At 72.7% G+C, this 21,015-nt stretch carries 25 protein-coding genes; 12 read left to right on the plus strand and 13 right to left on the minus strand.

Features of this window, described 5'->3' with window-relative positions:
* Window positions 1-67: 67 nt before the first annotated feature.
* Window positions 68-931, minus strand: a complete 864-nt coding sequence (locus tag EJG53_RS18330) for a helix-turn-helix domain-containing protein (protein ID WP_125045756.1) — start codon at window positions 929-931, stop codon at window positions 68-70.
* 320 nt (window positions 932-1,251) lie between these two features.
* Between EJG53_RS18330 and EJG53_RS18335 the strand changes: the two genes are divergently transcribed.
* Window positions 1,252-1,773 (plus strand): ATP-binding protein, encoded by a 522-nt coding sequence (locus EJG53_RS18335; RefSeq protein WP_125045757.1) that lies wholly within the window; start codon window positions 1,252-1,254, stop codon window positions 1,771-1,773.
* A 141-nt stretch (window positions 1,774-1,914) separates the two neighbouring features.
* Here EJG53_RS18335 and EJG53_RS18340 read toward each other — a convergent pair whose 3' ends face one another.
* The 5 genes from EJG53_RS18340 to rpmG form a co-directional block, all read right to left on the minus strand.
* Entirely contained in the window at window positions 1,915-2,154 is a 240-nt protein-coding gene (locus tag EJG53_RS18340; protein WP_030019250.1) for a DUF397 domain-containing protein, read from the minus strand.
* A 363-nt stretch (window positions 2,155-2,517) separates the two neighbouring features.
* Window positions 2,518-2,754 (minus strand): 30S ribosomal protein S18, encoded by a 237-nt coding sequence (gene rpsR / locus EJG53_RS18345; RefSeq protein WP_031012655.1) that lies wholly within the window; start codon window positions 2,752-2,754, stop codon window positions 2,518-2,520.
* A 106-nt stretch (window positions 2,755-2,860) separates the two neighbouring features.
* Window positions 2,861-4,060: a CobW family GTP-binding protein gene (locus tag EJG53_RS18350; RefSeq protein ID WP_125045758.1), complete on the minus strand. Its 1,200-nt coding sequence runs from the start codon at window positions 4,058-4,060 to the stop codon at window positions 2,861-2,863.
* Window positions 4,060-4,314, minus strand: a complete 255-nt coding sequence (locus tag EJG53_RS18355; protein ID WP_031012651.1) for a type B 50S ribosomal protein L31 — start codon at window positions 4,312-4,314, stop codon at window positions 4,060-4,062. Before EJG53_RS18355 ends, EJG53_RS18350 begins: the two co-directional genes overlap by 1 nt.
* 8 nt (window positions 4,315-4,322) lie before the next feature.
* Window positions 4,323-4,487 (minus strand): 50S ribosomal protein L33, encoded by a 165-nt coding sequence (gene rpmG / locus EJG53_RS18360; protein ID WP_030260286.1) that lies wholly within the window; start codon window positions 4,485-4,487, stop codon window positions 4,323-4,325.
* Window positions 4,488-4,537: 50 nt separating this feature from the next.
* Between rpmG and rpmB the strand changes: the two genes are divergently transcribed.
* Both rpmB and rpsN read left to right on the plus strand, forming a co-directional pair.
* On the plus strand, window positions 4,538-4,774 hold the full coding sequence (gene rpmB / locus EJG53_RS18365) for a 50S ribosomal protein L28 (protein ID WP_031012648.1): 237 nt from the start codon (window positions 4,538-4,540) through the stop codon (window positions 4,772-4,774).
* The gene (gene rpsN / locus EJG53_RS18370) at window positions 4,774-5,079 is read left to right on the plus strand and encodes a 30S ribosomal protein S14 (protein WP_030019256.1); all 306 of its coding nucleotides are present in this window, start codon (window positions 4,774-4,776) and stop codon (window positions 5,077-5,079) included. Before rpmB ends, rpsN begins: the two co-directional genes overlap by 1 nt.
* 57 nt (window positions 5,080-5,136) lie before the next feature.
* Here the strand turns inward: rpsN and EJG53_RS18375 are convergent, their stop codons facing one another.
* From EJG53_RS18375 to EJG53_RS18385, 3 genes are all read right to left on the minus strand, one after another.
* The gene (locus tag EJG53_RS18375) at window positions 5,137-5,733 is read right to left on the minus strand and encodes a Uma2 family endonuclease (protein WP_371858700.1); all 597 of its coding nucleotides are present in this window, start codon (window positions 5,731-5,733) and stop codon (window positions 5,137-5,139) included.
* 93 nt (window positions 5,734-5,826) lie between these two features.
* Complete coding sequence (locus EJG53_RS18380) at window positions 5,827-6,672, minus strand: nitrilase-related carbon-nitrogen hydrolase (RefSeq protein WP_125045759.1); 846 nt, start codon at window positions 6,670-6,672, stop codon at window positions 5,827-5,829.
* A 183-nt stretch (window positions 6,673-6,855) separates the two neighbouring features.
* Window positions 6,856-7,623 carry an alpha/beta fold hydrolase gene (locus EJG53_RS18385; RefSeq protein ID WP_125045760.1) on the minus strand — a complete coding sequence of 256 codons (768 nt, stop codon included), beginning with the start codon at window positions 7,621-7,623 and terminating at the stop codon, window positions 6,856-6,858.
* A gap of 257 nt (window positions 7,624-7,880) precedes the next feature.
* Between EJG53_RS18385 and EJG53_RS18390 the strand changes: the two genes are divergently transcribed.
* The 4 genes from EJG53_RS18390 to EJG53_RS18405 all read left to right on the plus strand — a co-directional run bounded on the left by EJG53_RS18390 (window position 7,881) and on the right by EJG53_RS18405 (window position 12,144).
* A complete protein-coding gene (locus EJG53_RS18390) occupies window positions 7,881-9,551 on the plus strand; it encodes a bifunctional 3'-5' exonuclease/DNA polymerase (protein ID WP_125045761.1) in 1,671 nt (556 codons plus the stop codon).
* Window positions 9,552-9,609: 58 nt separating this feature from the next.
* Entirely contained in the window at window positions 9,610-10,593 is a 984-nt protein-coding gene (locus EJG53_RS18395; protein WP_125045762.1) for an alpha/beta hydrolase, read from the plus strand.
* 199 nt (window positions 10,594-10,792) lie between these two features.
* A complete protein-coding gene (locus tag EJG53_RS18400; protein ID WP_125045763.1) occupies window positions 10,793-11,650 on the plus strand; it encodes a DeoR/GlpR family DNA-binding transcription regulator in 858 nt (285 codons plus the stop codon).
* A 47-nt stretch (window positions 11,651-11,697) separates the two neighbouring features.
* Window positions 11,698-12,144, plus strand: a complete 447-nt coding sequence (locus tag EJG53_RS18405) for a RidA family protein (RefSeq protein WP_244955203.1) — start codon at window positions 11,698-11,700, stop codon at window positions 12,142-12,144.
* A 50-nt stretch (window positions 12,145-12,194) separates the two neighbouring features.
* On the opposite strand, the gene EJG53_RS18410 is transcribed toward EJG53_RS18405, so the two are convergent.
* The 3 genes from EJG53_RS18410 to EJG53_RS18420 form a co-directional block, all read right to left on the minus strand.
* Entirely contained in the window at window positions 12,195-13,034 is an 840-nt protein-coding gene (locus EJG53_RS18410) for an arylamine N-acetyltransferase family protein (RefSeq protein WP_125045764.1), read from the minus strand.
* 167 nt (window positions 13,035-13,201) lie between these two features.
* A complete protein-coding gene (locus tag EJG53_RS18415; protein WP_125045765.1) occupies window positions 13,202-14,098 on the minus strand; it encodes a glycerophosphodiester phosphodiesterase in 897 nt (298 codons plus the stop codon).
* 211 nt (window positions 14,099-14,309) lie between these two features.
* Entirely contained in the window at window positions 14,310-15,251 is a 942-nt protein-coding gene (locus EJG53_RS18420; protein ID WP_125045766.1) for an MBL fold metallo-hydrolase, read from the minus strand.
* 229 nt (window positions 15,252-15,480) lie between these two features.
* On the opposite strand from EJG53_RS18420, the gene EJG53_RS18425 reads away from it, so the two are divergent.
* Both EJG53_RS18425 and EJG53_RS18430 read left to right on the plus strand, forming a co-directional pair.
* Complete coding sequence (locus EJG53_RS18425; protein ID WP_125045767.1) at window positions 15,481-15,711, plus strand: hypothetical protein; 231 nt, start codon at window positions 15,481-15,483, stop codon at window positions 15,709-15,711.
* Window positions 15,708-17,147, plus strand: a complete 1,440-nt coding sequence (locus tag EJG53_RS18430) for an amidase (RefSeq protein WP_125045768.1) — start codon at window positions 15,708-15,710, stop codon at window positions 17,145-17,147. Before EJG53_RS18425 ends, EJG53_RS18430 begins: the two co-directional genes overlap by 4 nt.
* 33 nt (window positions 17,148-17,180) lie before the next feature.
* Here the strand turns inward: EJG53_RS18430 and EJG53_RS18435 are convergent, their stop codons facing one another.
* Window positions 17,181-17,711 (minus strand): TetR/AcrR family transcriptional regulator, encoded by a 531-nt coding sequence (locus tag EJG53_RS18435; RefSeq protein ID WP_125049438.1) that lies wholly within the window; start codon window positions 17,709-17,711, stop codon window positions 17,181-17,183.
* Between the two features lie 676 nt (window positions 17,712-18,387).
* Here EJG53_RS18435 and eccD point away from each other — a divergent pair.
* The 3 genes from eccD (at window position 18,388) to EJG53_RS43630 (ending at window position 21,002) form a co-directional block, all read left to right on the plus strand.
* Complete coding sequence (eccD, locus tag EJG53_RS18445) at window positions 18,388-19,776, plus strand: type VII secretion integral membrane protein EccD (RefSeq protein ID WP_125045769.1); 1,389 nt, start codon at window positions 18,388-18,390, stop codon at window positions 19,774-19,776.
* A gap of 267 nt (window positions 19,777-20,043) precedes the next feature.
* A complete protein-coding gene (locus EJG53_RS43625) occupies window positions 20,044-20,619 on the plus strand; it encodes a hypothetical protein (protein WP_307721689.1) in 576 nt (191 codons plus the stop codon).
* On the plus strand, window positions 20,589-21,002 hold the full coding sequence (locus EJG53_RS43630) for a MinD/ParA family ATP-binding protein (RefSeq protein WP_307721690.1): 414 nt from the start codon (window positions 20,589-20,591) through the stop codon (window positions 21,000-21,002). Before EJG53_RS43625 ends, EJG53_RS43630 begins: the two co-directional genes overlap by 31 nt.
* Window positions 21,003-21,015: the final 13 nt, after the last annotated feature.

A 21,015-nucleotide genomic window follows, 5' to 3' on the forward strand; every position in this document is an offset into this window, starting at 1 on the left:
GGCGCCGGTCACAGCGCCCTGGCCGGGGGGGTGCTGACTCCTGATGGGAGCTCATGCTACCTACGGGTTAAGTCAGTTGGAGTAGACCACGTATCAAGTCTCTCGTCTCGGCCGGATTCGGACTGTCCTCCTGGAGGCGGTCCATGACCCGCGCGTACTGGGCAACCTCGTCGCGCTTGTCCAGATAGAGCGCGCTGGTCAGTTGTTCCAGGTACACGACGTCGGGCAGCCCGGGCTCCGGGAAGCTGAGCGTGGTGAACGCGCCGCTCTCCCCCGCGTGCCCGCCGAAGCTGAACGGCACCACCTGCAAGCGCACATTCGGCCGCTCGGACAGTTCGATCAGGTGCCGCAACTGCCCGCGCATCACCTCCCGGTCGCCGTACGGGCGGCGCAGCGCCGCCTCGTCGAGCACGCAGTGGAACTCCGGCGGGCGCTCCGCCAGCAGCAACTTCTGCCGCTCCAGGCGCAGCGCGACCCGACGGTCGATCTCCGCCGCACTCGCCCCCGGCATCCCGCGGTGCACCACCGCGTGCGCGTACTCCTGCGTCTGCAGAAGCCCGTGCACGAACTGCACCTCGTAGGCGCGGATGAGCGAAGCGGCTCCTTCCAGCCCCACATATGTCTGGAACCAGCCGGGCAGCACATCGCCGTAACTGTGCCACCAGCCCGCGACGTTGGCCTCGCGGGCCAGCACCAGCAGCGCCTCGCGCTCCTGCGGATCGTTCACGCCGTACAGCGTGAGCAGGTCCTCCACGTCCCGTGCCTTGAAGCTGACCCGGCCCAGTTCCATCCGGCTGATCTTCGACTCGGACGCGCGGATGGAGTAGCCGGCCGCCTCGCGGGTGATCCCGCGGGATTCACGCAGCCTGCGGAGCTGTGCCCCCAGCAGGATGCGCCGCACCACGGACCCGCTCGATTCACTTGCGGACACCTTTGTGACCCTCCCATGGCCCACCCCGTCCAACAGTGGCCCGCAGTCTGCCACGTCCGGGCTTCGTTGAGTGCTCATCCGGTTACGGATGTGGGAGGCCCGGGCGGGTGCTCCACAAGAACACGTAGGAAGAAATACGCGTGAAGCGGGGCGGCCGCCCCCAAACGGGGCGCGTGCACGTGCATCTGCCCTTGCATCTGGCGTACGCATTGGGAACCATGGACAGCGCACGCATGCACGCTCGGGAAAGATCCGCCAGACCGCCAGATCCGGCTGCCCGGCCAGGGTCATGACGTCCGCGAACGCCAGGAGTGCCTCGCATGGGGACCAAGGTTTTGACCATGCTCCAGCCGTTATGGCAGGGCTTTCCTCCCGTCGACCCCCTGGCCGTCTCCGGTTCCGTCTCCTACTCGCTGGCCCCGCGCTTCGAATCGGTGCGCGGCGCGCGGCAGTTCACCCGCGAGACGCTGCACCGGTGGGACCTGGAGGAGGTCTTCGACAGCGTCGCCCTGGTCGTCTCCGAACTGGTCACCAACGCCCTGCGGCACGCCGCCACGACCGGTGCCGCCGGTGCGTACGAACCCGCGCCCGCCCCGTACGAGCCGCCCGCCGACCCGGACGCCCTGCCCGCCCGGCTGCACCTGATGCGGTGGTCGTCGCGGCTGGTGTGCGCGGTACGCGACTCCAGCGACGCGTCCCCGGAGGCCGGGACGGCCGACGCCGGCGCGGAGTCGGGACGCGGCCTGTACCTGGTCGACTCCTTCAGCGACGGCTGGGGCTGGCACCCGCTGGCCGGCGCACCGCACGGAAAGATCGTGTGGGCGCAGTTCCGGCTGCCCTGAGCGGCGAAGGCTCCGGGGCCTCGGGGGCACGGGGCCCGGGGGCCACGGAGCCTTCGCCGGCCTGCCCGGACGGCCGGGACCGTCCGGGCAGGCGCGCAGCCGGTCCGTACCGGGCCGGGCCGGACCGTCGGTCCCGGACCGTCAGTCCCGGACCAGGTGGTCGAACTCGCCGTCCTTGACGCCCGCGATCATCGCCTCGACCTCGGCCGGCGTGTAGACGAGCGCCGGCCCCTCCGGGAACCGGGAGTTGCGTACGGCGATCTCCCCGCCCGGCAGCCGTGCGAACTCCACGCAGGACCCCTGCGAGTTGCTGTGCCGGCTCTTCTGCCAGGTCACACCGTGGAGATCCGTAGCGGCCATGCCGTTGTATGCGTCGGGCACAGGTGTCTCCCGGTGGATGCGGTGGTCAGCGGTGACGGGTCGTGGCGCGCTGAGCGGTCGGTGATGGGCTGTCAGCAGCAGTCCGCACAGCGGTAACCGGTGTCAACTGCAACTGGTGGGGATCATAGCTGCGTTCATATGCCGATGCATGGTCGGATGCACGTGCACGACGGCCCGTGGCGCCCTGGTCACAGCACGTCCCACTCCATGCTCACGGGACGTATCAGCGGACGACAGAGTTCCCCGCAACAAGAGAACCGGCCCTCCGCAACACCGCACGGTGTTCCGGAAGGCCGGCAGCGGACCGGGCCCCTCCGTGAGCGGCGGCAACCCGGCAAACGGCCGCGGGCGGCCGCGCGGTCCTCACTTCGACGTGTACGGCAGCAGCGCCATCTCCCGGGCGTTCTTGATCGCACGGGCCAGTTGCCGCTGCTGCCGCGCGCTCACCCGCGTGACCCGGCGGCTGCGGATCTTGCCGCGGTCGGAGATGAACTTCCGCAGCAGGTCGGTGTCCTTGTAGTCGATGTAGGTGATCCGCGCCGCGTCCAGCGGGTTGGGGCGGGGCGCGGTCTTCTTGCGGGGGTCGTGGCGACGGGGCATCGGGGCTCCTGAGGGCGGTACGGGGTCGGGCGCGGTCGGCGGGGGCGAAGGCGGGTGCGGGTGCGGGTGCGGGTGCGGATGACCGACAGCAGCGGGGCAGAAGGGGTTACGGGACAGGGTCGAGGAGTTCGTCGAACGCAGGGGCCAGCCGCTTCCACGCCCCCGGCCCGCCCGCGTACTCCTCGTCCGTGAGCAGGCAGGACTCCAGCAGCGACGTCAGCCCGTCGCGGTCCAGCCCCGGCGAGGTGAAGACCAGGTGCTGCGCGCGGTCTCCGTGCTCGGGGTGCCAGTCCAGGGCGGCCGCGGCGCGGCGTACCGGCGGCACCAGGTCCCAGGCGGCGTCCGGCAGCGCGGCCAGCCACGGCCCGGCGTTCTCGACGCACAGGGCACCGCCCGCCGCGTCCCAGGACAGCAGGGTGTCCGGCCGGTCCGCCAGCCAGAACCGGCCACGGCTGCGGGCCGCCACACAGGTCAGGTCCTCCAGCGCCGCGTACAGCCGGGCCGGGTGGAAGGGCCGGGTGCGATGCCAGACGAGCGTCCCGACGCCGTCCGCGTCGGCCTCCTGGGGGAGCAGCGCGCACGCCGGGTGCTGCCGCGCGGCGGCCGCCTCCACGTCGAATCCGGCGAAGGCCGCCGCGGCCAGCTCCCCCGGGGAGCCGACGTCCACGACCCGCGCCGTCGGATGCAGTTGGGCGAGCAACGCCAGGTCGGCGGCGTCCCCCTCCTCCTCACCCGGCACGAGGACGAGCACCGGCGGGTACTCCAGTTGCCGGGCCCAGGTGTCCGCGACGGTCCGCTGGTCGGAGGCGGCCGCGGCGAGCCCGGCCTCGGCCAGGTCGTCGCCGCAGCCCAGGTACGGCAGCAGCAGCGCCGGGTCCACGGCGGTGAGGACGCCGGTCAGCGCGAGTTCCTCGCCGCCGCAGGCGGTGACGACCTCGGCCATGGCCTTGGGCTCCACGGAGTCCCACAGTTCGACGACGGCCAGCCGGCAGGTGCGTCCGGCGGCCAGCCGCTCCAACTCGGGAACCAGGTCCTCGCGGAGGGCGCAGCAGGCGCAGTCGTTGACCAGCGGCGCCTCGCCCGTGTCGAGCACCCCGCCGGCGTCCCGCACGGTCCGGCGAACCGTTCCTTCAGCGGCGGAGGCGAGGTCGTGGTGGAGCGCGACACTGCCGGGTACGGCGTGCAGCAAGCGCTCCACCGCGGTCCGGCGGGCATCCGCGTGCAGCCCGCCGACGATCACCACGGGCAGCCGGTCCCCGCCGCCTCCGGGGCCGGCGGCGGCGCCCTCCCGCGACGGGCCGCCCATCAGCGGGCCCCGCGCTTCCCGTACCGGCGCTCGAACCGCTCGACGCGGCCCGCGGTGTCCAGTACCCGCGCCGTCCCCGTGTAGAAGGGATGGCTCGCCGAGGAGATCTCCACGTCGATGACCGGGTACGTGTTGCCGTCCTCCCACTCGACCGTCTTGTCGCTGGTCGCGGTCGACCGGGTCAGGAAGGCGTAGTCGGCGGCCCGGTCACGGAAGACGACGGGCCCGTACGGCGGGTGGATTCCAGGCTTCATGACGCTGCTCAGCGCTCCTCTCGGAAGTCGACGTGGCGGCCGGCGACCGGGTCGTACTTCTTCAGCACCAGCCGGTCCGGGTTGTTCCGGCGGTTCTTGCGGGTGACGTAGGTGTAGCCGGTGCCGGCGGTGGACCGGAGTTTGATCACGGGTCGTAGTTCGTTGCGGGCCATGGGCGCTACTATACAGAAATGGTTTCCATTTTCATTAGGAGGTTCTGACCGTGTCCGCCCACTGCCAGCTCACCGGCCGCCGGCCCGGCTTCGGCAAATCCGTCTCGCACTCGCACCGCCGCACGTCCCGGCGCTTCGACCCCAACATCCAGCGCAAGCGCTACTGGCTGGCGAGCGAGGGCCGGCATGTGCGCCTCACGCTCAGCGCGAAGGGGATCAAGACCGTGGACACGATCGGGATCGAGGCGGCCGTCGCCCGGATCCGCGCACGAGGGGAGAAGGTCTGATGGCCAAGAAGAGCAAGATCGCGAAGAACGAGAAGCGGCGCGCGACGGTGGCCCGCTACGCCGCCCGGCGGGCCCTGCTGAAGTCCGTCATCCGCAATCCGCACACCCCGGAGCAGGAGCGGCTGGCCGCCCAGCACGAACTCGCCCGCCAGCCGCGCGACGCGAGCGCCACCCGCGTACGCAACCGCGACAGCGTCGACGGCCGCCCGCGCGGCTACTTCCGCGCCTTCGGCCTCTCCCGGGTCAAGCTCCGCGAGCAGGCGCACGCGGGGTTCCTGCCGGGGGTGCGGAAGTCGAGCTGGTAGGGGGACGGGGCGGCCACGGACCCGAGCTCGAAGCCCGGGCCCGTGGCCGACGTGGGTTCAGAACTCGCCTGTGTCGATCTCGAAGTCGAACGGAGCCGGAAGGGCGATCGTCTTGGAAAGGGCGACGGCCGACAGACGGGTGTACCTGTCGCCCTTCGGTTCGGAGTAAAGCGTGACCTGCTCCGCTTCCCGGTCCACCAGCAGGTAGAAGGGGATGCCGGCACGGGCGTAACCGCGCAGCTTGGGGCCGCGGTCCTGCTCCGCGGTGGATTTCGAGGTGACCTCGCCCACCAGCATCACCGGCGACGGATCGTGGTACTCCAGCCTGTCACTGAAACTCCCCTTCGGAGCGATCACCAGGTCAGGGACGACCTTTCCGGTGATCGAGACCCCCGGTACGTTCAGGCCGAGCCCGGTACGCGTGCGCAGCTTTGCGTCCTTGCGGCGGCCGGCCACCTGGTCCGCGACTTCGGCCACAATTTCCTCGTGTTCGCCATTGGCGGGTGGCACCACGCGGATCTCCCCTTCGATCAGTTCCACGCGCCACCCCTCGGGAGATGCCGCGCTCAACGCTTCGAAGGCTTCCTCGACCGACGCGCAATCGGCTTCCTCACCGATCGCGTACGGACCGCGCTCTGGGGCTGCCAATGCCACGGGACCTCCTTCGTGCGGTGCCACACTGTCACTGTAAGCGACACCGAGCGGGCATTCGGGTGATTCTTCACCCGAACGAGCGTGCCCTCCCTTTCAGCTATCCCCGCCCTCGTCGATCAACCGCCGCACCTCACGGTCGATGAGGCCCAGGCGGGCCTCCGCGACCAGGGGGACGGCGCGGCGCTGGCGGCGGGCCTCGGACAGGTCGATGTCCACCGTGACCAGCGCGGTCTCCCATTTCGGGGCCTGCGCCACCACCGTGCCGCGCGGGTCCACCACCCGGGAGCCGCCCCAGAAGGCGGCGCCGTGCTCGTTGCCCACGCGGTTGACGAAGACGATCCAGCACTGGAGCATCCGTGCCGTGTAGGAGAGCAGCGTGTCCCAGTACGAGCCGGTGTCCATCGCCTCCGGGTCGAGGCTGGCGGCGCTGTTGGTGGGGACGAACAGCACCTCGGCGCCGTCCTGCACCGCGATCCAGGGCAGCACCGGCTGCCAGGCGTCGTTGCAGACCAGCGTCGCGCCGCGGCCGCCACTGGGGGACTTCGTCAGGCCGTACGCGCGGAGCGACTGGCCCGGGCTGACGTGCTTGCGCTCCTCCCAGGAGAGGTAGTTCGGGAGGTAGAGCTTGCGGTGCGCGTGCAGCAGCGTGCCGCCGGCGTAGTAGGCGGCCGTGTTGTAGGCGCGCAGAACCGTGTGCTCGTGGAAGCCCACGAGGACGTCCGGGCCGAGGGTGCTCAGGTCGCGCAGCCGCGGGTCCTGTGCTTCGACCGAGACGTCCCGGGGCAGGGCGCCCAGGTGGTATCCGTGCAGGCTCAGTTCGGGGAAGACGACGAGGTCGGCGCCCTGTTCGGCGGACTTCTCGACCTCCTCGCGCGCGGTGGCGAGGTTCGCGTCGACCTCGCCCAGCGCGCAGTCCGTCTGCGCCAGCGCCACCCGCATGCCCGCACCTCGCTCCGTCGGCCGTCACGCCCGCCGGGACGGCGTGTGGCGGGCGGTACACCCGCCTTGCGCACGGTTTGCGGCGTTACGGGCGGTACGTAGCCATGCTGACAGAGGATGCGGGCACGGGCCTGTTCGCGGCAGGCCCGCCCCCGAACCAGCGCATCAGGCGCATCAGGCGCATCAGGCGCGGAGGAACTCCTCCACCGTGGTGGCCAGCGCCACCGGCGTCTCGTGCATCGGATAGTGCCCCGACCCCTCGATCGTGACGATCTCGGCCTGCGGGTACCACCGCTGCCAGGTCTCCCGCATCAGATCGGCCGTCAGCGCGAGGTCGTACGCCCCGACGACCACCCGTACGGGGACGGCGTACCGCTTCGCCGCGTCCGCGACCGCCTCCGAGAGATCGAGCGACTGCCAGCTGGCGAGGTAGGCCGCGTGCGCCTCCTCGCGGGAGATGTCGAGCGAGTGGCGCACCATGCGGTCCAGCCAGACCGGGCTCGCCCGGTGGCCCGTGACCAGGTCGATGATGGCGCGCCGCTTGGCCGGGTCCTTCGAGGCCCCGTAGAACAGCTCGTGCGTCGCGTCGTCCATCGGGTACGCCCCGGCGGGGACCGGCGCCAGGCCGACCATCCGGTTCACCCGATGGGGCGCGTCGACCAGCACCTGCTGCATCGCCTTGCCGCCCATCGAGTGGCCCACCAGGGAGAACCGCTCCCAGCCGAGCTGGTCGGCGAGGGCCAGCACATCGCCGGCGATCTCCGGCAGGTCGAAGCGGCCCGGTACGTACTTGCGGTCGCCGTAGCCGCGGCAGTCCAGGAAGGCGTACGTGAAGGCGGTCCGGTCCAGGAAGTCCAGGACGGAACCCCAGCCGGCCGAGGTGCCGAACCAGTCGTGGAGAACGATCACCGGGTGCGGTCCTGAACCGATGGCGCGGTGCGCGATGGCCATACGGGCGACTCCCTTGTCTGCCGTCGTGTCTGCCGTGGGCGGGGGTGCTGGTGCGGGGCGTGGGGGCGGGGTGCGGGCCTGGGTCGGCGCGCGCATTCTCCCCCTAGTCAGGCGGGTCGGGTAGGGGAGGTAACCGGCCAACGTCGGTGTTGACGGCGCGCCTTGACGCGGGCGGGCGGCGGCGCGGGGCCCGGTCGGCGGGCCGTGGGGAGCACGGGTGCCGGGCCGCGTGGGGCGGAGGGTGGGAAAGTACCCGTATGCGGTGGGTGATCGGGGGAACGGGCGACGGGCGGGTGGTGGCGTGCGCCGTGGACGCGGCCGGGCGCCCGGTAGGGGTGCCGGTCCGGGCGGCGGGCGTGGCGGAGGCCGTACGCGCGTGTCCGGAGGCGGAGCGGTGGGTGTGGCGGTCGACCGCGGAGACGTACCGGAAGCTGCTCGCGGCGGGCGTCCGGGTCGAGCGGTGCTATGACGTCGAGGCGGCCGAGGCGCTGCTGATCGGGCACGAGGAGGGCCAGTCGGGCCAGCCGCGGTCGCTGGCCGCGGCGTGGGCGCGGCGGCACCGGCTGCCGGTGCCCGGCGATCCGCCGGTGCGCGGGGCGGAGACCCAGCCATCGCTGTTCGAGCCGGGCCCGGTGCCGCTGCCGCCGGGGGTGGACGAGTTCACGGCGCTGCTGGAGGTGTACGCGGGGCAACTGGAGCGTACGGAGCGGGCCGAGCACCCGGGCCGGATGCGGCTGCTGCTGGCCGCCGAGTCGGCCGGGATGCTGGTGGCGGCGGAGATGCGGCGGGCCGGGCTGCCGTGGCGGGCGGACGTGCACCGGGAGCTGCTGGACGAGCTGCTCGGCGAGCGCTACCCGGGCGGTCTGGAGCCGCGCCGTATGGCGGGGCTGGCCGAGGAGGTGTCGCGGGCGTTCGGGGAGGGCGTACGGGTGCGCCCGGATCTGCCGGGTGAGATCGTCAAGGCGTTCGCCGGTGCCGGGATCACGCTGCGGTCGACCCGTAAGTGGGAGTTGCAGGAGATCCGGCATCCGGCGGTGGCGCCGCTGCTGGAGTACAAGCGCCTGTACCGGCTGCACACGGCGCACGGCTGGGCGTGGCTGCAGCAGTGGGTGCACGAGGGCCGGTTCCGTCCGGAGTACCTGCCCGGGGGGACGGTCTCGGGCCGCTGGACGACCAACGGCGGCGGCGCGCTCCAGATCCCGAAGGTGGTCCGCAGGGCCGTGGTGGCCGATCCGGGCTGGCGGCTGGTGGTCGCGGACGCCGAGCAGATGGAGCCCCGGGTGCTGGCGGCGGTCTCCCGGGACCGGGGGCTGATGGAGGTGGCGGGCAGCGGCCGCGACCTGTACGCGGACCTGGCGGCGCGGGCCTTCGGGGGTGACCGGGCGCAGGCGAAGCTGGGGCTGCTGGGCGCCATTTACGGCCAGACGTCCGGGGACGCCCTCAAGCACATGGCGGATCTGCGGCGGCGCTACCCGGACGCGGTGGAGTACGTGGACGCGGCGGCGCGCGCGGGCGAGGAGGGCCGGCTCGTACGGACGTGGCTGGGGCGCACCTGCCCGCCGGTCTCCGTGGCGCCGCCCGACGAGGCGGGGCTGCCGCAGGAGGAAAACGTTCCGGCATACGGCAGTACGGCGAGCGCCCGGGCCCGTGGCCGGTTCACCCGTAACTTCGTGGTGCAGGGCAGCGCCGCCGACTGGGCGCTGCTGATGCTGGCCGCGCTGCGCCGGTCGCTGGCACCGCTCCGGGCGGAGCTGGTCTTCTTCCAGCACGACGAGGTGATCGTGCACGCCCCCGAGGAGGAGGCCGGGACGGTGGCGGCGGCCGTCGCGGAGGCCGCCGAGCTGGCGGGGCGCACGGCGTTCGGTGTGACGCCGGTGCGGTTCCCGTTCAGTACGGCGGTGGTGGAGTGTTACGCCGATGCGAAGTGAGGCGGCGGGGTAGACGGGACGGTGGGGAACAGAGTGTGGAGTGCAGAGAGAGGAGTGCGTGCCTGCTGTGCATGTCGATCCTGAGCTTGCGCCCGTACTGGAGCAATTGCCTCCGCTTCTCGACCCGTACGCCGACATCGAGGGCACCCGCACGGGGATGCACGCCCTCGCCCGCCACTTCCCCGCGGACCGCTACGGGGTGACGAGCGAGCGGTTCGCGGTGCCGCGGCCGGATGGTTCGCGGCTGGCCGTGGAGGTCTACCGGCCGGCGGACGTGCCGGGCCCGCTGCCCGCGGTGCTGCACTTCCACGGCGGCGGTTACACGTTCGGGCAGGCGCCGCCCGGTGAGGACCGTACGGCGATCGGGCTGGTCCGCGAGGTGCGGGCGGCGGTGGTCTCGGTGGAGTACCGCCTCGCCCCGGAGCACCCGTGCCCGGCGGCGGTCGAGGACTGCTACCTCGCCCTGGAGTGGACGGCCGGGCAGGCCGCGGCGCTCGGTGTCGACGCCGCGCGCCTCGCGGTCGGCGGGCAGTCCGCCGGGGGCGGGCTCGCCGCCGCCGTCGCGCTGATGGCGCGTGACCGGGGCGGCCCGGCCCTCGTCCACCAGTCGCTGGTCGTACCCGATCTGGACGACACGGCGGGTACGGGGCCGACGCCCGCGAACGGCGACCCGCGACTGCCGGACGGCGCGTTCATCCAGCAGGGCTGGCGGCACTACGCGCCGGAGGGGGCCGCCGCGTACCCGTACGCCGCCGCGGCCCGCGCCACCGATCTGCGCGGCCTGCCCGCCGCCTGCGTCGTCGTCTGCGGCCTCGACCCGCTGCGGGACACCGGGCTCGCCTACGCCCGCCGGCTGCGGGACGCCGGGGTACGGGTCGCGCTGCACCACGTACCGGGGGCCTGGCACGGTTTCGAGATGTTCGCCCCGGACTCCCGCCTCGCACGGGAGACGACGGCCCGCTGGACGGGCCTGCTGCGCGCCGCGCTCCACGGGGACCGCGCCCCGCTCAGCCGGACGCCGTCGCCGCCGGCCCGCGCGTGATCCGCGCCATCGCCGCGAGGCGGGTGAGCAGGTCGCCCTCGCCGTGCAGAAGCCGCTCGACGGGTGCGGCGGCGCCCGTTTCCGGCCGTACGCGGTGGCCGGAACGCCCGGCGGGCCCCCGTCCTCCGGGGCGGCGACCCCGGCGTGACCACGCCATAGACTCGGCGGACAGCCGCGTACGTACGGAAAGGGATCAGCGTTGGCCGACACCGGAGGGACTCCAGACGCCTCGGCACCGGCCGGGACCCCGGCGCCGGCGACGGCGCCCGAGACCAAGCTGGGCCCCAAGGACCGCCGCAAGCGGATCGCGGACCGGGTGCTGGCCGAGGGGCAGGTCAGCATCGAGGACCTGGTGCAGGAGCTGGGCGTCAGCCAGATGACGGTCCACCGCGACCTGGACTCCCTGGAGCACCAGGGCTGGCTGCGCAAGGTGCGCGGCGGCGCGACCGCCGCGCCCAACGCGCTGTTCGAGTCCAACGCGCGCTGGCGCGGCAACGAGCAGGTGGCGGCGAAGGAGGCGATCTGCGCGGCCGCGCTGGCCATCGCCGAGCCCGGCCAGGCCGTCATCATCGACGACTCCAGTACGGCGCTGCCGCTGGCCCGCTCGCTCGCCTCGCGCGGCGCGTACACGGTGATCACCAACTCGCTCCAGGTGATCAACGAGCTGGCCGAGGAACCCGACATCCGGGTGATCGCGCTGGGCGGCGAGTACCACGCCGCCTTCAACGCCTTCCTCGGCATGTCCACGGCCGACATCGCCCGCAGCTTCCGCGCCGATGTCGCCTTCCTGTCCACCTCCGCCGTCGACAACGGCCACTGCTACCACCAGGCCCAGGAGAACGTCCTGGTCAAGCGGGCGCTGATGGCCGCGGCGCGGCGCAAGGTGCTGCTGGTGGACCACTCCAAGTTCGGCCGCCAGGCGCTGTATTCGCTGGCGCCGCTGGCCGACTTCGACCTCGTCATCTCCGACGAGCAGCTTCCGCAGGAGGAGCGGGACGCGCTGCAATCACTGGGAGTACGGTACGAGTTGGCGACGGAGGGGGCGCATCGGGCGTGAGCGGCGGAGGGGGCGGATCGGGCGTGGGTGACGCAGGTGCACGGGACGTGAGTGGCGAACGGGTACCGGGCGGCGAGCAGCCACCTGTGGCAGCCGGTGGCTTCGAACGGGTGAACCCGCCCGAGCTGTCGCCGCCGACGGGTTTCAGCCATGCCGTACGGGCCGCGCCCGGCACCCTGGTGTTCCTGGCCGGCCAGACCGCCCTCGACGGGACGGGCCGCATCGTCGGTACCGGCGTCGTCGAGCAGTTCGAACGGGCGCTGACCAACCTGCTGGCCACGGCACGAGCCGCCGGTGCGGGCCCCGGCGACCTCGCCAAGCTGACCGTCTTCGCCGTGGACGTGGCCGACTACCGCCGCAACGCGGCCGCGATCGGCCGGGTGTGGAAGCGGCTGGTCGGCGCCGACTATCCGGCGATGGCGGTGATCGGGGCGACGCGGTTGTGGGACGAGGCGGCGTTGGTGGAGATCGAAGGGGTCGCGGTCGTCCGGTAAGGGCTGGCGGAGGTGTGAAGCCGGAGGGGGCGGCAAGCCGCCCGTACGCGTCAGGCCACCGGCTGTTCCCGGTGCAGGGCCACCAGGTCGGCCGCGTCCCGCCCGTCCAGTACGAGCCCGAAGTCCGTCTCCAGTACGGCCGGGATCTCCTCGGCCGGCACCTGCCGCACCTCGCGGGACCAGTCCGGGCGGGTCAGCGTCAGCTCCGTACCGATCAGGGTGCGCCGCAGGTCAGGGCCGGGCTGCTGGACCACCGTACGGCCGGTGAACGGCGAGCGCGGGTGGGTGGAGATGTAGTAGTTGAAGACGCCGTAGTCGGCCGGGTGGCGGGCCTCCGGGCCGAACGCGTACAGGTCGAACCAGCCGTCCGCGTGCCGCGAGCGCAGCACCCAGGTGTCGTCCTCCCCCTCCCGCACGAGGCCGAACGTCCAGCCGCCCTGCCGGACCTCGACACCGTCGCGCAGCGGGACCGGCTCCAGCAGCGCCTCCCCGCCGAAGCCCACATCGGTGATCCAGTCCGCGCCGTCCAGCCGCACCTTGAGGAGGGCGTGGGTGACCGGCCGGATCTTGGTCTCCCCCATGCGGATCCGGGCGCCCAGCCCGGAGACCTGGAAGCCGAAACGTTCCAGCGCGGCGGCGTACAGCAGGTTCTGCTCGTAGCAGTAGCCGCCGCGGCGGCGGCCGACCATCTTCTCCTGGAGGGACTTCAGGTCCAGGAGGACCGGCCGCCCCAGGATGATCTCCAGGTTCTCGAAGGCGAAGGCGGCGGCGTGCCGGGCGTGCAGCTCCCGCAGGGTGCCGGCCGTCGGCGTGCGCTCGCCCTCGTACCCGATCCGTGCGAGGTAGGCGTCGAGGTCCAGGTGGTCCCCGCTCCAGATGCTGTCGGTCATGGCCGGTTCCTGCTCCTTCTGTGCCCCGGGCCACATCCCGGGGCGGCTGCTCACCTGCGGTCGGCGGCGCGCCGCCCCTGCGACCTTACGAGACGGCCGGGGGTGGGTGGGGTGGGGGCGGACCGGGAGCGGTGGGACGTCTTCCCCCGCCGCCCTTATGACCTCCCTCAGACGATGACGCCGTCGAGGCCGTAAGCGGAAGCGATGCGCGCGTGGTCCCGCAGCGGCACGTCCCAGGCGAAGACCTCCATCCGGCGGCCGTGCGCTCCGCGCAGCCGGTGGACGGCGGCCACGTACTGCGCGTTCACCTTGGAGAGCTGGGGGTTGATCTGGTCGACGTAGCGGGTGTACGAAACGAGCGCGTCCAGCGGCGGGTTGCCCAGGAACCCGGTACGGACATTCGGCACCAGGCGGTGCACCGTCTGCATGCTGCCCGCGTTGAAACTCTGGATCACCAGCCGGCGGCGCGCGTGGCTCCGGTCGAGCCAGCCCGCGCCCGCAAGCTCCTTGACGATGCGCGCCTCGATGCCCGGGTAGAGCTGCGGGCTCTTGATCTCCAGCAGCAGCCGCAGTTCGTGGTCCTCCATCCGCCGCAGGAACTCCGCGAGCGTCGGCACCCGTTCACGTGCGAAGCGCTTGTTGAACCAGCTCCCGGCGTCCAGCCGCGCGATCTCGGCGGCCGTGAAGTCCCGTACCCGCCAGGGCGCCCGCCTGGGGAACACGCGCCGGGCGTCGGTGGTCCGCGCCAGCGTGGTGTCGTGCATCACCACCAGCTTCCCGTCGCGGGTCTGCTGAACGTCGTTCTCGACCCACTTGAAGCCCTGCCGGTCCGCCGCGTCCACGGCGGCGAGGGTGTTCTCCGGCGCCACCTGGGAAGCTCCACGGTGCGCGACGACGACCGGGCCGGAGAGCCAGGGAATGCTCACAGCGTCGGCGAGCGGAGCCGTCACCCGGCCGGCGGCTCCCGGACTGGCCTGCGCGCCGCCCGCGCAGACGGGCGTCAGGCCGGTGACCAGCAGTGCGCATCCGGTGGCCGCCGCGAGACGGAACGATCTCTGGTTCATCAGGGCCTCCCGGGCACGCCCACCGCAGACAGCAACGACAGCGACAGCCTTGCCCCGATATGCCCTTAAGCATTCAAGAATGCCGCCATGCGGGGACGCGCGCACGCTGCGGGGCGTGCGCGCTGGCGTGCGGTGGGGGCGGGCGCCCCCCGGGAGGGGTCGGACGCCCCCGGTACGGGTCGGCGCCATCCTGGGCGGCGCTGAGGGGCCGTCACTCGCCGCCGACGGTCTCCAGCCGGTACCGCTCCATGCCCGTACCACCCTCGACTCCGGCTCCGGCTCCCGCCGGCCCGTCCCCCTCCCGCCGCACCAGCCCGCCGGTCGGCGCCGCGAAGTGGCTCCCGAGCATCAGCGCGCCGCTCCGCGCCACCTCGTCGAACAGCCACCGCCGCGTCCGTACGGCTTCCTCCGGGTCGATGTCGACGCTGCTGCACAACTGAGGGTGCGCCAGTTGTACGGGGTGATGCACGCAGTCGCCGGTGATGACGGCCGACTGCCCCTGGCTGCGCAGGGCGACCGCGCTCTGGCCGGGCGTGTGGCCGGGCGTCGGGACGAGCGTGACGCCGGGCAGGATCTCGACGCCGGGCGCGGCGACGTCGACCAGGTCCAGCAGGCCGTGCTCCCGTACGGGTTCGACCGAGTCGCGGAACATCTGGCGGCGGCTCTCCTCCATCTCGACGCCGGACCAATAGGCGTACTCCGCCCGGGAGGTGAGATAGCGGGCGCGCGGGAAGGTCGGCTGCCAACTGCCGTCGGGGGCAAGGCGGGTGTTCCAGCCGACGTGGTCCGCGTGGAGGTGCGTGAGGATCACGTAGTCGATCTGCTCCGGCGGGAAACCGGCGGCGGTGAGCCGGTCGAGGTACGGCGTGTCGAGCTGATGCCAGGCGGGGTTGGCGCGCGTCTTGCCGTTGCCGATGCCCGTGTCGACCAGTACGCGCAAACCGTCGACCTCCAGCGCGAAGGTGTGCACGGCGGCGCGGAGCGTGCCGTCGGGGCGCGCGAACTCCGGTGCGAGCCAGGGCACTCCGGCCACGAGGTCCGGCGTCGCCCCGGGCAGCAGCCAGGCGCCGGTCTCGGGCGGCAGCGCCACTTCGTCGACGCGGTGCACGGTGATGTCGCCGACGTGCCAGGTGTGCGCGGGGCGGGGGGACATGGGGCCTCCGTACGGGTGGGGAGCGGAGCAGGAGAAGCCGGAACCGGGACCAGGGCCGGGACCAGAGCCAGGACCAGGGGATCGGCAGCAGGAACCTCCCGCGCCACGACCAAAAGCTAAATATTTGCCTTAACCGAGCCTAGCCCCCTAGGCTCACCAAACGCAAAGCCTTAGCTTTAAAGCCAGCCCCTCCCCTTCCCGCCACCCCTCTTCCCCACACGGAGACCCCATGCCCCCCTCCCGCCCCTCCCCCACCCTCACCCCCGAGGACATCGCCCACCTGGCCCGGCGGGCCGGCCTCCCCCTCCCCGAAGACCGCCTGACCGGCGTCGCGGCCACCGTGAACACCATCGACTCCGTCCTCAGCGCCCTGCGCGCCCTCCCCTTGGGCGACACACCACCCGCCCCCGTCTTCACCGCCGCCCCTCGCACCACCCACTCCCCCGGGAAGACCTCATGACGCACGCCCCCTCGCCCACACCCGCCCCCACCTCCCCCTTCACTCCTCTCCCCCACCACCTCTCCCTCACCGAAGCCGCCCGCCTCATCGAGGACCGCGCCCTCTCCCCGGTCGAACTCACCACCTCCGTCCTCGACCGAATCGCCGCCGTGGAGGAGAAGGCAGGCGCCTACGTGACGGTGACCGCCGAAGCGGCCCTCGACTCCGCCGCCGAGGCCGAACGGGAGATCGCCGCCGGGCGCCACCGCGGGCCGCTGCACGGCATCCCCGTGGCGCTGAAGGACCTGATCGACGTGGCCGGCGTACCGACCACGGCGAGCTCCCGGGTCCGGGACGGTCACACGCCGGACGCGGACGCCGCCGTCACGGAACGGCTCCGGGCCGCCGGCGCGGTGCTGACCGGCAAGACCCACACCCACGAGTTCGCGTACGGCCTGACCACGCCGCAGACCCGTAACGCCTGGTCACCCGAGCACGTGGCCGGGGGCTCCAGCGGCGGTTCCGCGGCCGCCGTCGCCACCGGCACGGCCACCTTCGCCCTCGGCACCGACACCGGCGGCTCGATCCGCGTACCCGCCGCCCTCAATCACGTCGTCGGCCTGAAACCGACCTACGGCCTGATCTCCCGGCACGGCGTGACCTCCCTGTCGTGGTCGCTGGACCACGTGGGCCCGATCACCCGTACGGCCGGCGACGCGGCCCTCGTCCTCCAGGCGCTCGCCGGACACGACCCGCGCGACCCGGCGTCCCTGGACCGCCCGCACGAGGACTACACCCGCGCCCTCGGCGAACCGCTCACCGGCCTGCGCATCGGCGTCCCCGCCAACTACTACTTCGACCGTGTACAGCCCCAGGTGGCGGCCGCGGTCCGCGCCGCCGTCGACGCGCTGACCGCGCTGGGCGCAACCGCCATACCCGTACACGTCCCGATGACGGAGTACGTCCACGCCGTGCAGTGGGGGCACATGGTCCCCGAGGCCACCGCGTACCACCAGGACACACTGCGGGCCGTCCCCGACCTGTACTCCGACGACGTACGGATGCTCCTCGAAGTCGGCGAGTTCTTCCCGGCCACCGACTACATCCGCGCCCAGCGCACCCGGACCCTGATGCACCGGTCCTGGCTCCACCTCTTCGACGGCATCGACGTACTCGCCGCCCCCACCGTCCCCGCCACCGCCGCCCGCACCGACCAGACGACCTTCACCTGGCCCGACGGCTCCACCGAAAGCGTCTCCGACGCCTATGTACGCCTCTCCGCCCCCGCCAACATCACCGGCTTCCCCGCCCTCTCCCTCCCCGTCGGCTTCGACGACCAGGGCCTGCCCATCGGGATGCAGTTGATCGGCCGCCCGCTGGGCGAAGCCACCCTCCTGCAACTCGGGCACGCCTACGAGACCGCCCACCGCCCGGTGCCGCGGATAGCCCCGGCCTGACCGTCAGCACCGGTCAGCACGCATCAGCACCCGTCAGCCGGGCAGCAGCCGCTCCACCAGCCGCCTCGCATAGTCGGCAACGGCCCCGGAGCCGGCTGCCCCGGCCTCCCCCGCCTTCTTCTCCCCCACCATCGTCTCGGGCCCCGGCCGGAACAGGATCCGGTACATCATCGGCGCCACGACCAGATCCATGACCTCTTCCAGCTCCGGCACGGCTTCCCCCCGCCCGGCCGCCCGCCCCAGCAGGATCCGCACCTGCTCGGCCGCGTACTCGGAACACTGCCCGGCATTGCCGCCGTCCGGATCACCCGCCAGCGCGTCCCGCGTGTACGCACGCCCGGCAGCGGACGCCATCTCCTCCAGGAACTGCTCGGCCCAGGCCCCGAGATCGGCCCGCAGCGACCCGTGATCCTCCGGCGCCCCCTCCGGCCGCAGCCGCTCCACCGCCACGTCCGACAGCAGTTCCTGCAGATCACCCCACCGCCGGTACACGGTCGACGGCGTCACCCCGGCCCGCGCCGCGACCAGCGGCACCGTCAGCCCGTCCCGCCCCAGCTCGGCCATCAGCTCCTGAACGGCCCGGTGCACCGACTCCTGCACCCGCGCACTACGCCCACCGGGCCGAGCAGCGACTTTCCTGCTCCCCTTGGCCCCGGACCCGGAACCCTCATTCACCCTGCCAGTCACCTCTCCACCTTAACGCGAATTATTTGCGTCAGCGCTGGACAGCAGCGAGCTCCAGCCAAAAGCGGCGCCCCCGCACGCCACTGTCACACCCATGCCCTATGTTGCAGAGGCACGGTAGGGGGGCCGAAATGGCGCGGGATTATGACAGTCAACTGCTGGAGTCGGTGGCGGTCCGCCGGCGCAGGATGCGGGACGCTTTGCTCTTCGGCGCCCAGCGGGGGCGGCGCACACTGGACGAGCGGCTCGGGAAGATATTCGCCGGGGTCGTCGTCGCAGCCGTCCTGTGCGCGGGATGCGTCGCATGGTCGTTCCTGCAGCACACACTGGCCCAGCAGAAGGCCGAGCAGGAAGAACAGCAACGCCGGACGCGGCAGTACGAACAGCCGCCGAAGTCCGCGAAGCCGACGGAATCGCGGAAACCCACGGAACAGGTCCGGGCGGGCTTTGCGGCATTCCGGGGACACACGCAAAGAACTTGCCCTGGTGCGGGGGCTTTTCCTGAATCCGCGACGAGCGGGGACCGGGAACACCGACAGGTTCAGCCGGCCCGGGAATGCGCCGGTGCCCCGATGGTAGGTTCCGGCACGTGGTGAGCGGAACGACGACTTCGCAGGCGCAACTGAGCCGGGTGACGCTGGTCGGCGAGCGGCGCCGGGCCGACATCGTGCTGCTTTCCGACACTCCGATCGGTCAGCTCATCCCGGACATCCTGACGTTGCTGGACGACCGGCCCGGGCCGCGCCCGATGTCCCGGCAGTTGATCACGTCCGACGGGTCCGCGCTGCCGCACGACAGCACCCTGGCGTCCGCCGGGATCGCCGACGGCGCGGTGCTCCGGCTCGTCCGTACGCACTCCGCGCCGCCCGCTCCCGTCGTGCACGACGTCACCGACCAGGTGGCCGACGACCTCGACGTACGGGCCTGGCGCTGGCGGCCCGCCGCGCGCAGGGCCGGCGCGGGCGCGGCGTCCGTGGGCTTCGCGGTGGCCGCCGCGCTGCTCGCCCGCCGTGAGGTCGCGCTCGGCACCCTGGCCGGTGTGCTGTCGGCCGTCGCGCTGGTCCTGCTGCCGGCCGGCGCGCTGGTCGCCAGGCTCGGGCGCGGCAACCGGGGCCTGGCGACCGCCCTGCTGGCCATCGCCGGCGGGCTCGGCGTGCTCGACGCGTGGACGGCCGCCGACGCGTACGCCTGGCCGGGCCCGGCGCGGCTCGCCGCCGTCGCGGGCGCGCTGGTCCTGACGCTGGTGTTCCTCGGGTACTTCTCGCCGCTGGGCAAGGGCGGCCTCGTCGGTGCCGTGACCACCGGCGCGCTCACCGCCGGATGGGAGGCGGTCGCCGCCGTACAGGGCGAACCGGCCCGGCTCGGCGCGGTCATGGCCGTCGTCTCCCTGATGCTGCTCGGCCTGCTGCCGCGGCTCGCCCTGATGGCGTCCGGGCTCACCGCGCTCGACGACCGGCGCTCGGCCGGTGCCTCGGTCAGCCGCCACCAGGTGGGTACCGCGCTCGCGGTGACGCACCGCGGCCTGGCCATGTCGACGACGGTCACCGCGATATCGGCGGCGGCCGCGGGCTGGCTGCTCACCCTGGCGGCACAGGCCTCCGTGTGGACCGTGGCGCTCGCCTCGCTCATCGTCGTGGTGCTGATGTCGAAGGCACGGGCCTTCCCGCTGGTCGCCGAGGTCGTCGCGCTGTTCGCCGCCGCGTCGTGCGTCGTCGTACGGCTCGTCGTGGTGTGGATGGAGCACACCGGGGCTACCGGGCCGCTCACCGTACTGTGCGCGGCCGCGGCGCTGCCCCTGCTCGTGCTGGCGGTGCAGTTCCCCGAGCATGTGCAGGTGCGCCTGCGGCGCGTGGCCGACCTGGCCGAGTCCATCGGCATGGTGGCGCTCTTCCCGCTCGCCTTCGGGGTGTTCGGTGTGTACGGGCAACTGCTCAACCGGTTCTGAGTCGTTTCGCGGGTGCTCCGGGCGGGGCAGCAGCTTGGGGGGAGAAGGGCGGGTATGCCGAACGGAGGCGACTGGCAGAGTGATGTCCTGCGGGACCTGAGAGGTGTTCCTCACCAGGATGCGCGGAGCACAGCCGAGCCGGACCACAGCGTTTCCCCCATCGGCCAGAAGCGCCGCGTGGAGCCCGTTCAGGAGCCGGCCCCTGCCCACGGGGGCGGCGCCTTCGAGCAATCCGGCCGGCAACACCTGGGCCACACACCGCCAGAAGTGACCGGCGAAGTCCCGGCTCCCGCACCCCGAAGCGCTCCCGAGGCCCGCCCGGTCATGGGCGACGGACCGTCCGTCGCGCTGGACCGCACGCCGCGGCACGGCGAGTCCGTCGCCGCGCGAGCCGTACGCGCCCTGCGCCGTACGGTCTACGCGTCGGCCACCCGTGAAGTCGCCGACGCCACCCGTACCGCCGAATTGCTCCAGCGTCCGGTGACGACCGGCCGGCAGATCGCCGTCACCTCCATCCGGGGCGGCTCCGGCAAGTCCACGGTCGCCGCCCTGCTCGGCACCGCGTACGCGCACTACCGGCAGGACCCGGTCCTTTTCCTGGAGGCTGACCCGGCGCTCGGCTCGCTGCCGCTGCGCCTCGGCGCCGAGACGGTGCGCTGGACCACCGGCGACCTCGCCGACCTGGTCACCCCCGACATGACGCTGCCCGACGTCACCGGTCATCTGGTCCCGCTCCCCGACAACGCCTGGCTGCTGCCCGCGAGTCGGGGCAGGTCGGTACGAGCCTGGACAGCCGGGCGTACGAGCGGGCGGTGGTCGCGCTGCGCCGCTACTTCGGCGTGATAGTCATCGATTGCGAGACGCTGCCCGCCGAGGTCGGCCGGGTCGCACTCGCCGCGGCCCACAGCCGCGTACTGACCAGCCCCGCCACGCCGGAAGGCGTCAGCAGTACGTACGCGGTGCTCCGGTGGATGCGGGGACTGCCGCGCCGCCTGCTCCCCGGCACCGTCGTCGTCCTCACCGAACTGACGCCCCACCCGGGCATCGACCTCGACGCGGCTACCCGGCAGCTCCGGTCCACCGGGGCCGCCGTCCGCACCCTGCCGTACGACCGCCATCTGGCGTCCGGCGGCCCGATCCGCACCGCCTCGCTCGCCCACCCCACCAGGAAAGCCGCCGCCCGCCTCGCCGCCGAGGTCTTCCGCCTCGCCCAGCAGCGGCACTGAACCGGATGCCGAA

Origin of the sequence: Streptomyces chrestomyceticus JCM 4735, assembly GCF_003865135.1 — a bacterium.
GTDB classification, from domain to species: Bacteria; Actinomycetota; Actinomycetes; order Streptomycetales; family Streptomycetaceae; genus Streptomyces; species Streptomyces chrestomyceticus.

Coding starts and splice junctions, on each gene's coding strand:
- EJG53_RS18420 (WP_125045766.1), bottom strand. CDS start 15,251: ATGTCCCCCCGCCCCGCGCACACCTGGCACGTCGGCGACATCACCGTG.
- EJG53_RS18430 (WP_125045768.1), top strand. CDS start 15,708: ATGACGCACGCCCCCTCGCCCACACCCGCCCCCACCTCCCCCTTCACT.
- EJG53_RS18410 (WP_125045764.1), bottom strand. CDS start 13,034: ATGACCGACAGCATCTGGAGCGGGGACCACCTGGACCTCGACGCCTAC.
- rpsN (WP_030019256.1), top strand. CDS start 4,774: ATGGCCAAGAAGAGCAAGATCGCGAAGAACGAGAAGCGGCGCGCGACG.
- EJG53_RS18385 (WP_125045760.1), bottom strand. CDS start 7,623: ATGGCCATCGCGCACCGCGCCATCGGTTCAGGACCGCACCCGGTGATC.
- EJG53_RS18355 (WP_031012651.1), bottom strand. CDS start 4,314: ATGAAGCCTGGAATCCACCCGCCGTACGGGCCCGTCGTCTTCCGTGAC.
- rpmG (WP_030260286.1), bottom strand. CDS start 4,487: ATGGCCCGCAACGAACTACGACCCGTGATCAAACTCCGGTCCACCGCC.
- EJG53_RS18415 (WP_125045765.1), bottom strand. CDS start 14,098: ATGAACCAGAGATCGTTCCGTCTCGCGGCGGCCACCGGATGCGCACTG.
- EJG53_RS18435 (WP_125049438.1), bottom strand. CDS start 17,711: ATGGCCGAGCTGGGGCGGGACGGGCTGACGGTGCCGCTGGTCGCGGCG.
- rpsR (WP_031012655.1), bottom strand. CDS start 2,754: ATGCCCCGTCGCCACGACCCCCGCAAGAAGACCGCGCCCCGCCCCAAC.
- eccD (WP_125045769.1), top strand. CDS start 18,388: ATGCGCCGGTGCCCCGATGGTAGGTTCCGGCACGTGGTGAGCGGAACG.
- EJG53_RS18425 (WP_125045767.1), top strand. CDS start 15,481: ATGCCCCCCTCCCGCCCCTCCCCCACCCTCACCCCCGAGGACATCGCC.
- EJG53_RS18390 (WP_125045761.1), top strand. CDS start 7,881: ATGCGGTGGGTGATCGGGGGAACGGGCGACGGGCGGGTGGTGGCGTGC.
- EJG53_RS18335 (WP_125045757.1), top strand. CDS start 1,252: ATGGGGACCAAGGTTTTGACCATGCTCCAGCCGTTATGGCAGGGCTTT.
- EJG53_RS18350 (WP_125045758.1), bottom strand. CDS start 4,060: ATGGGCGGCCCGTCGCGGGAGGGCGCCGCCGCCGGCCCCGGAGGCGGC.
- EJG53_RS18380 (WP_125045759.1), bottom strand. CDS start 6,672: ATGCGGGTGGCGCTGGCGCAGACGGACTGCGCGCTGGGCGAGGTCGAC.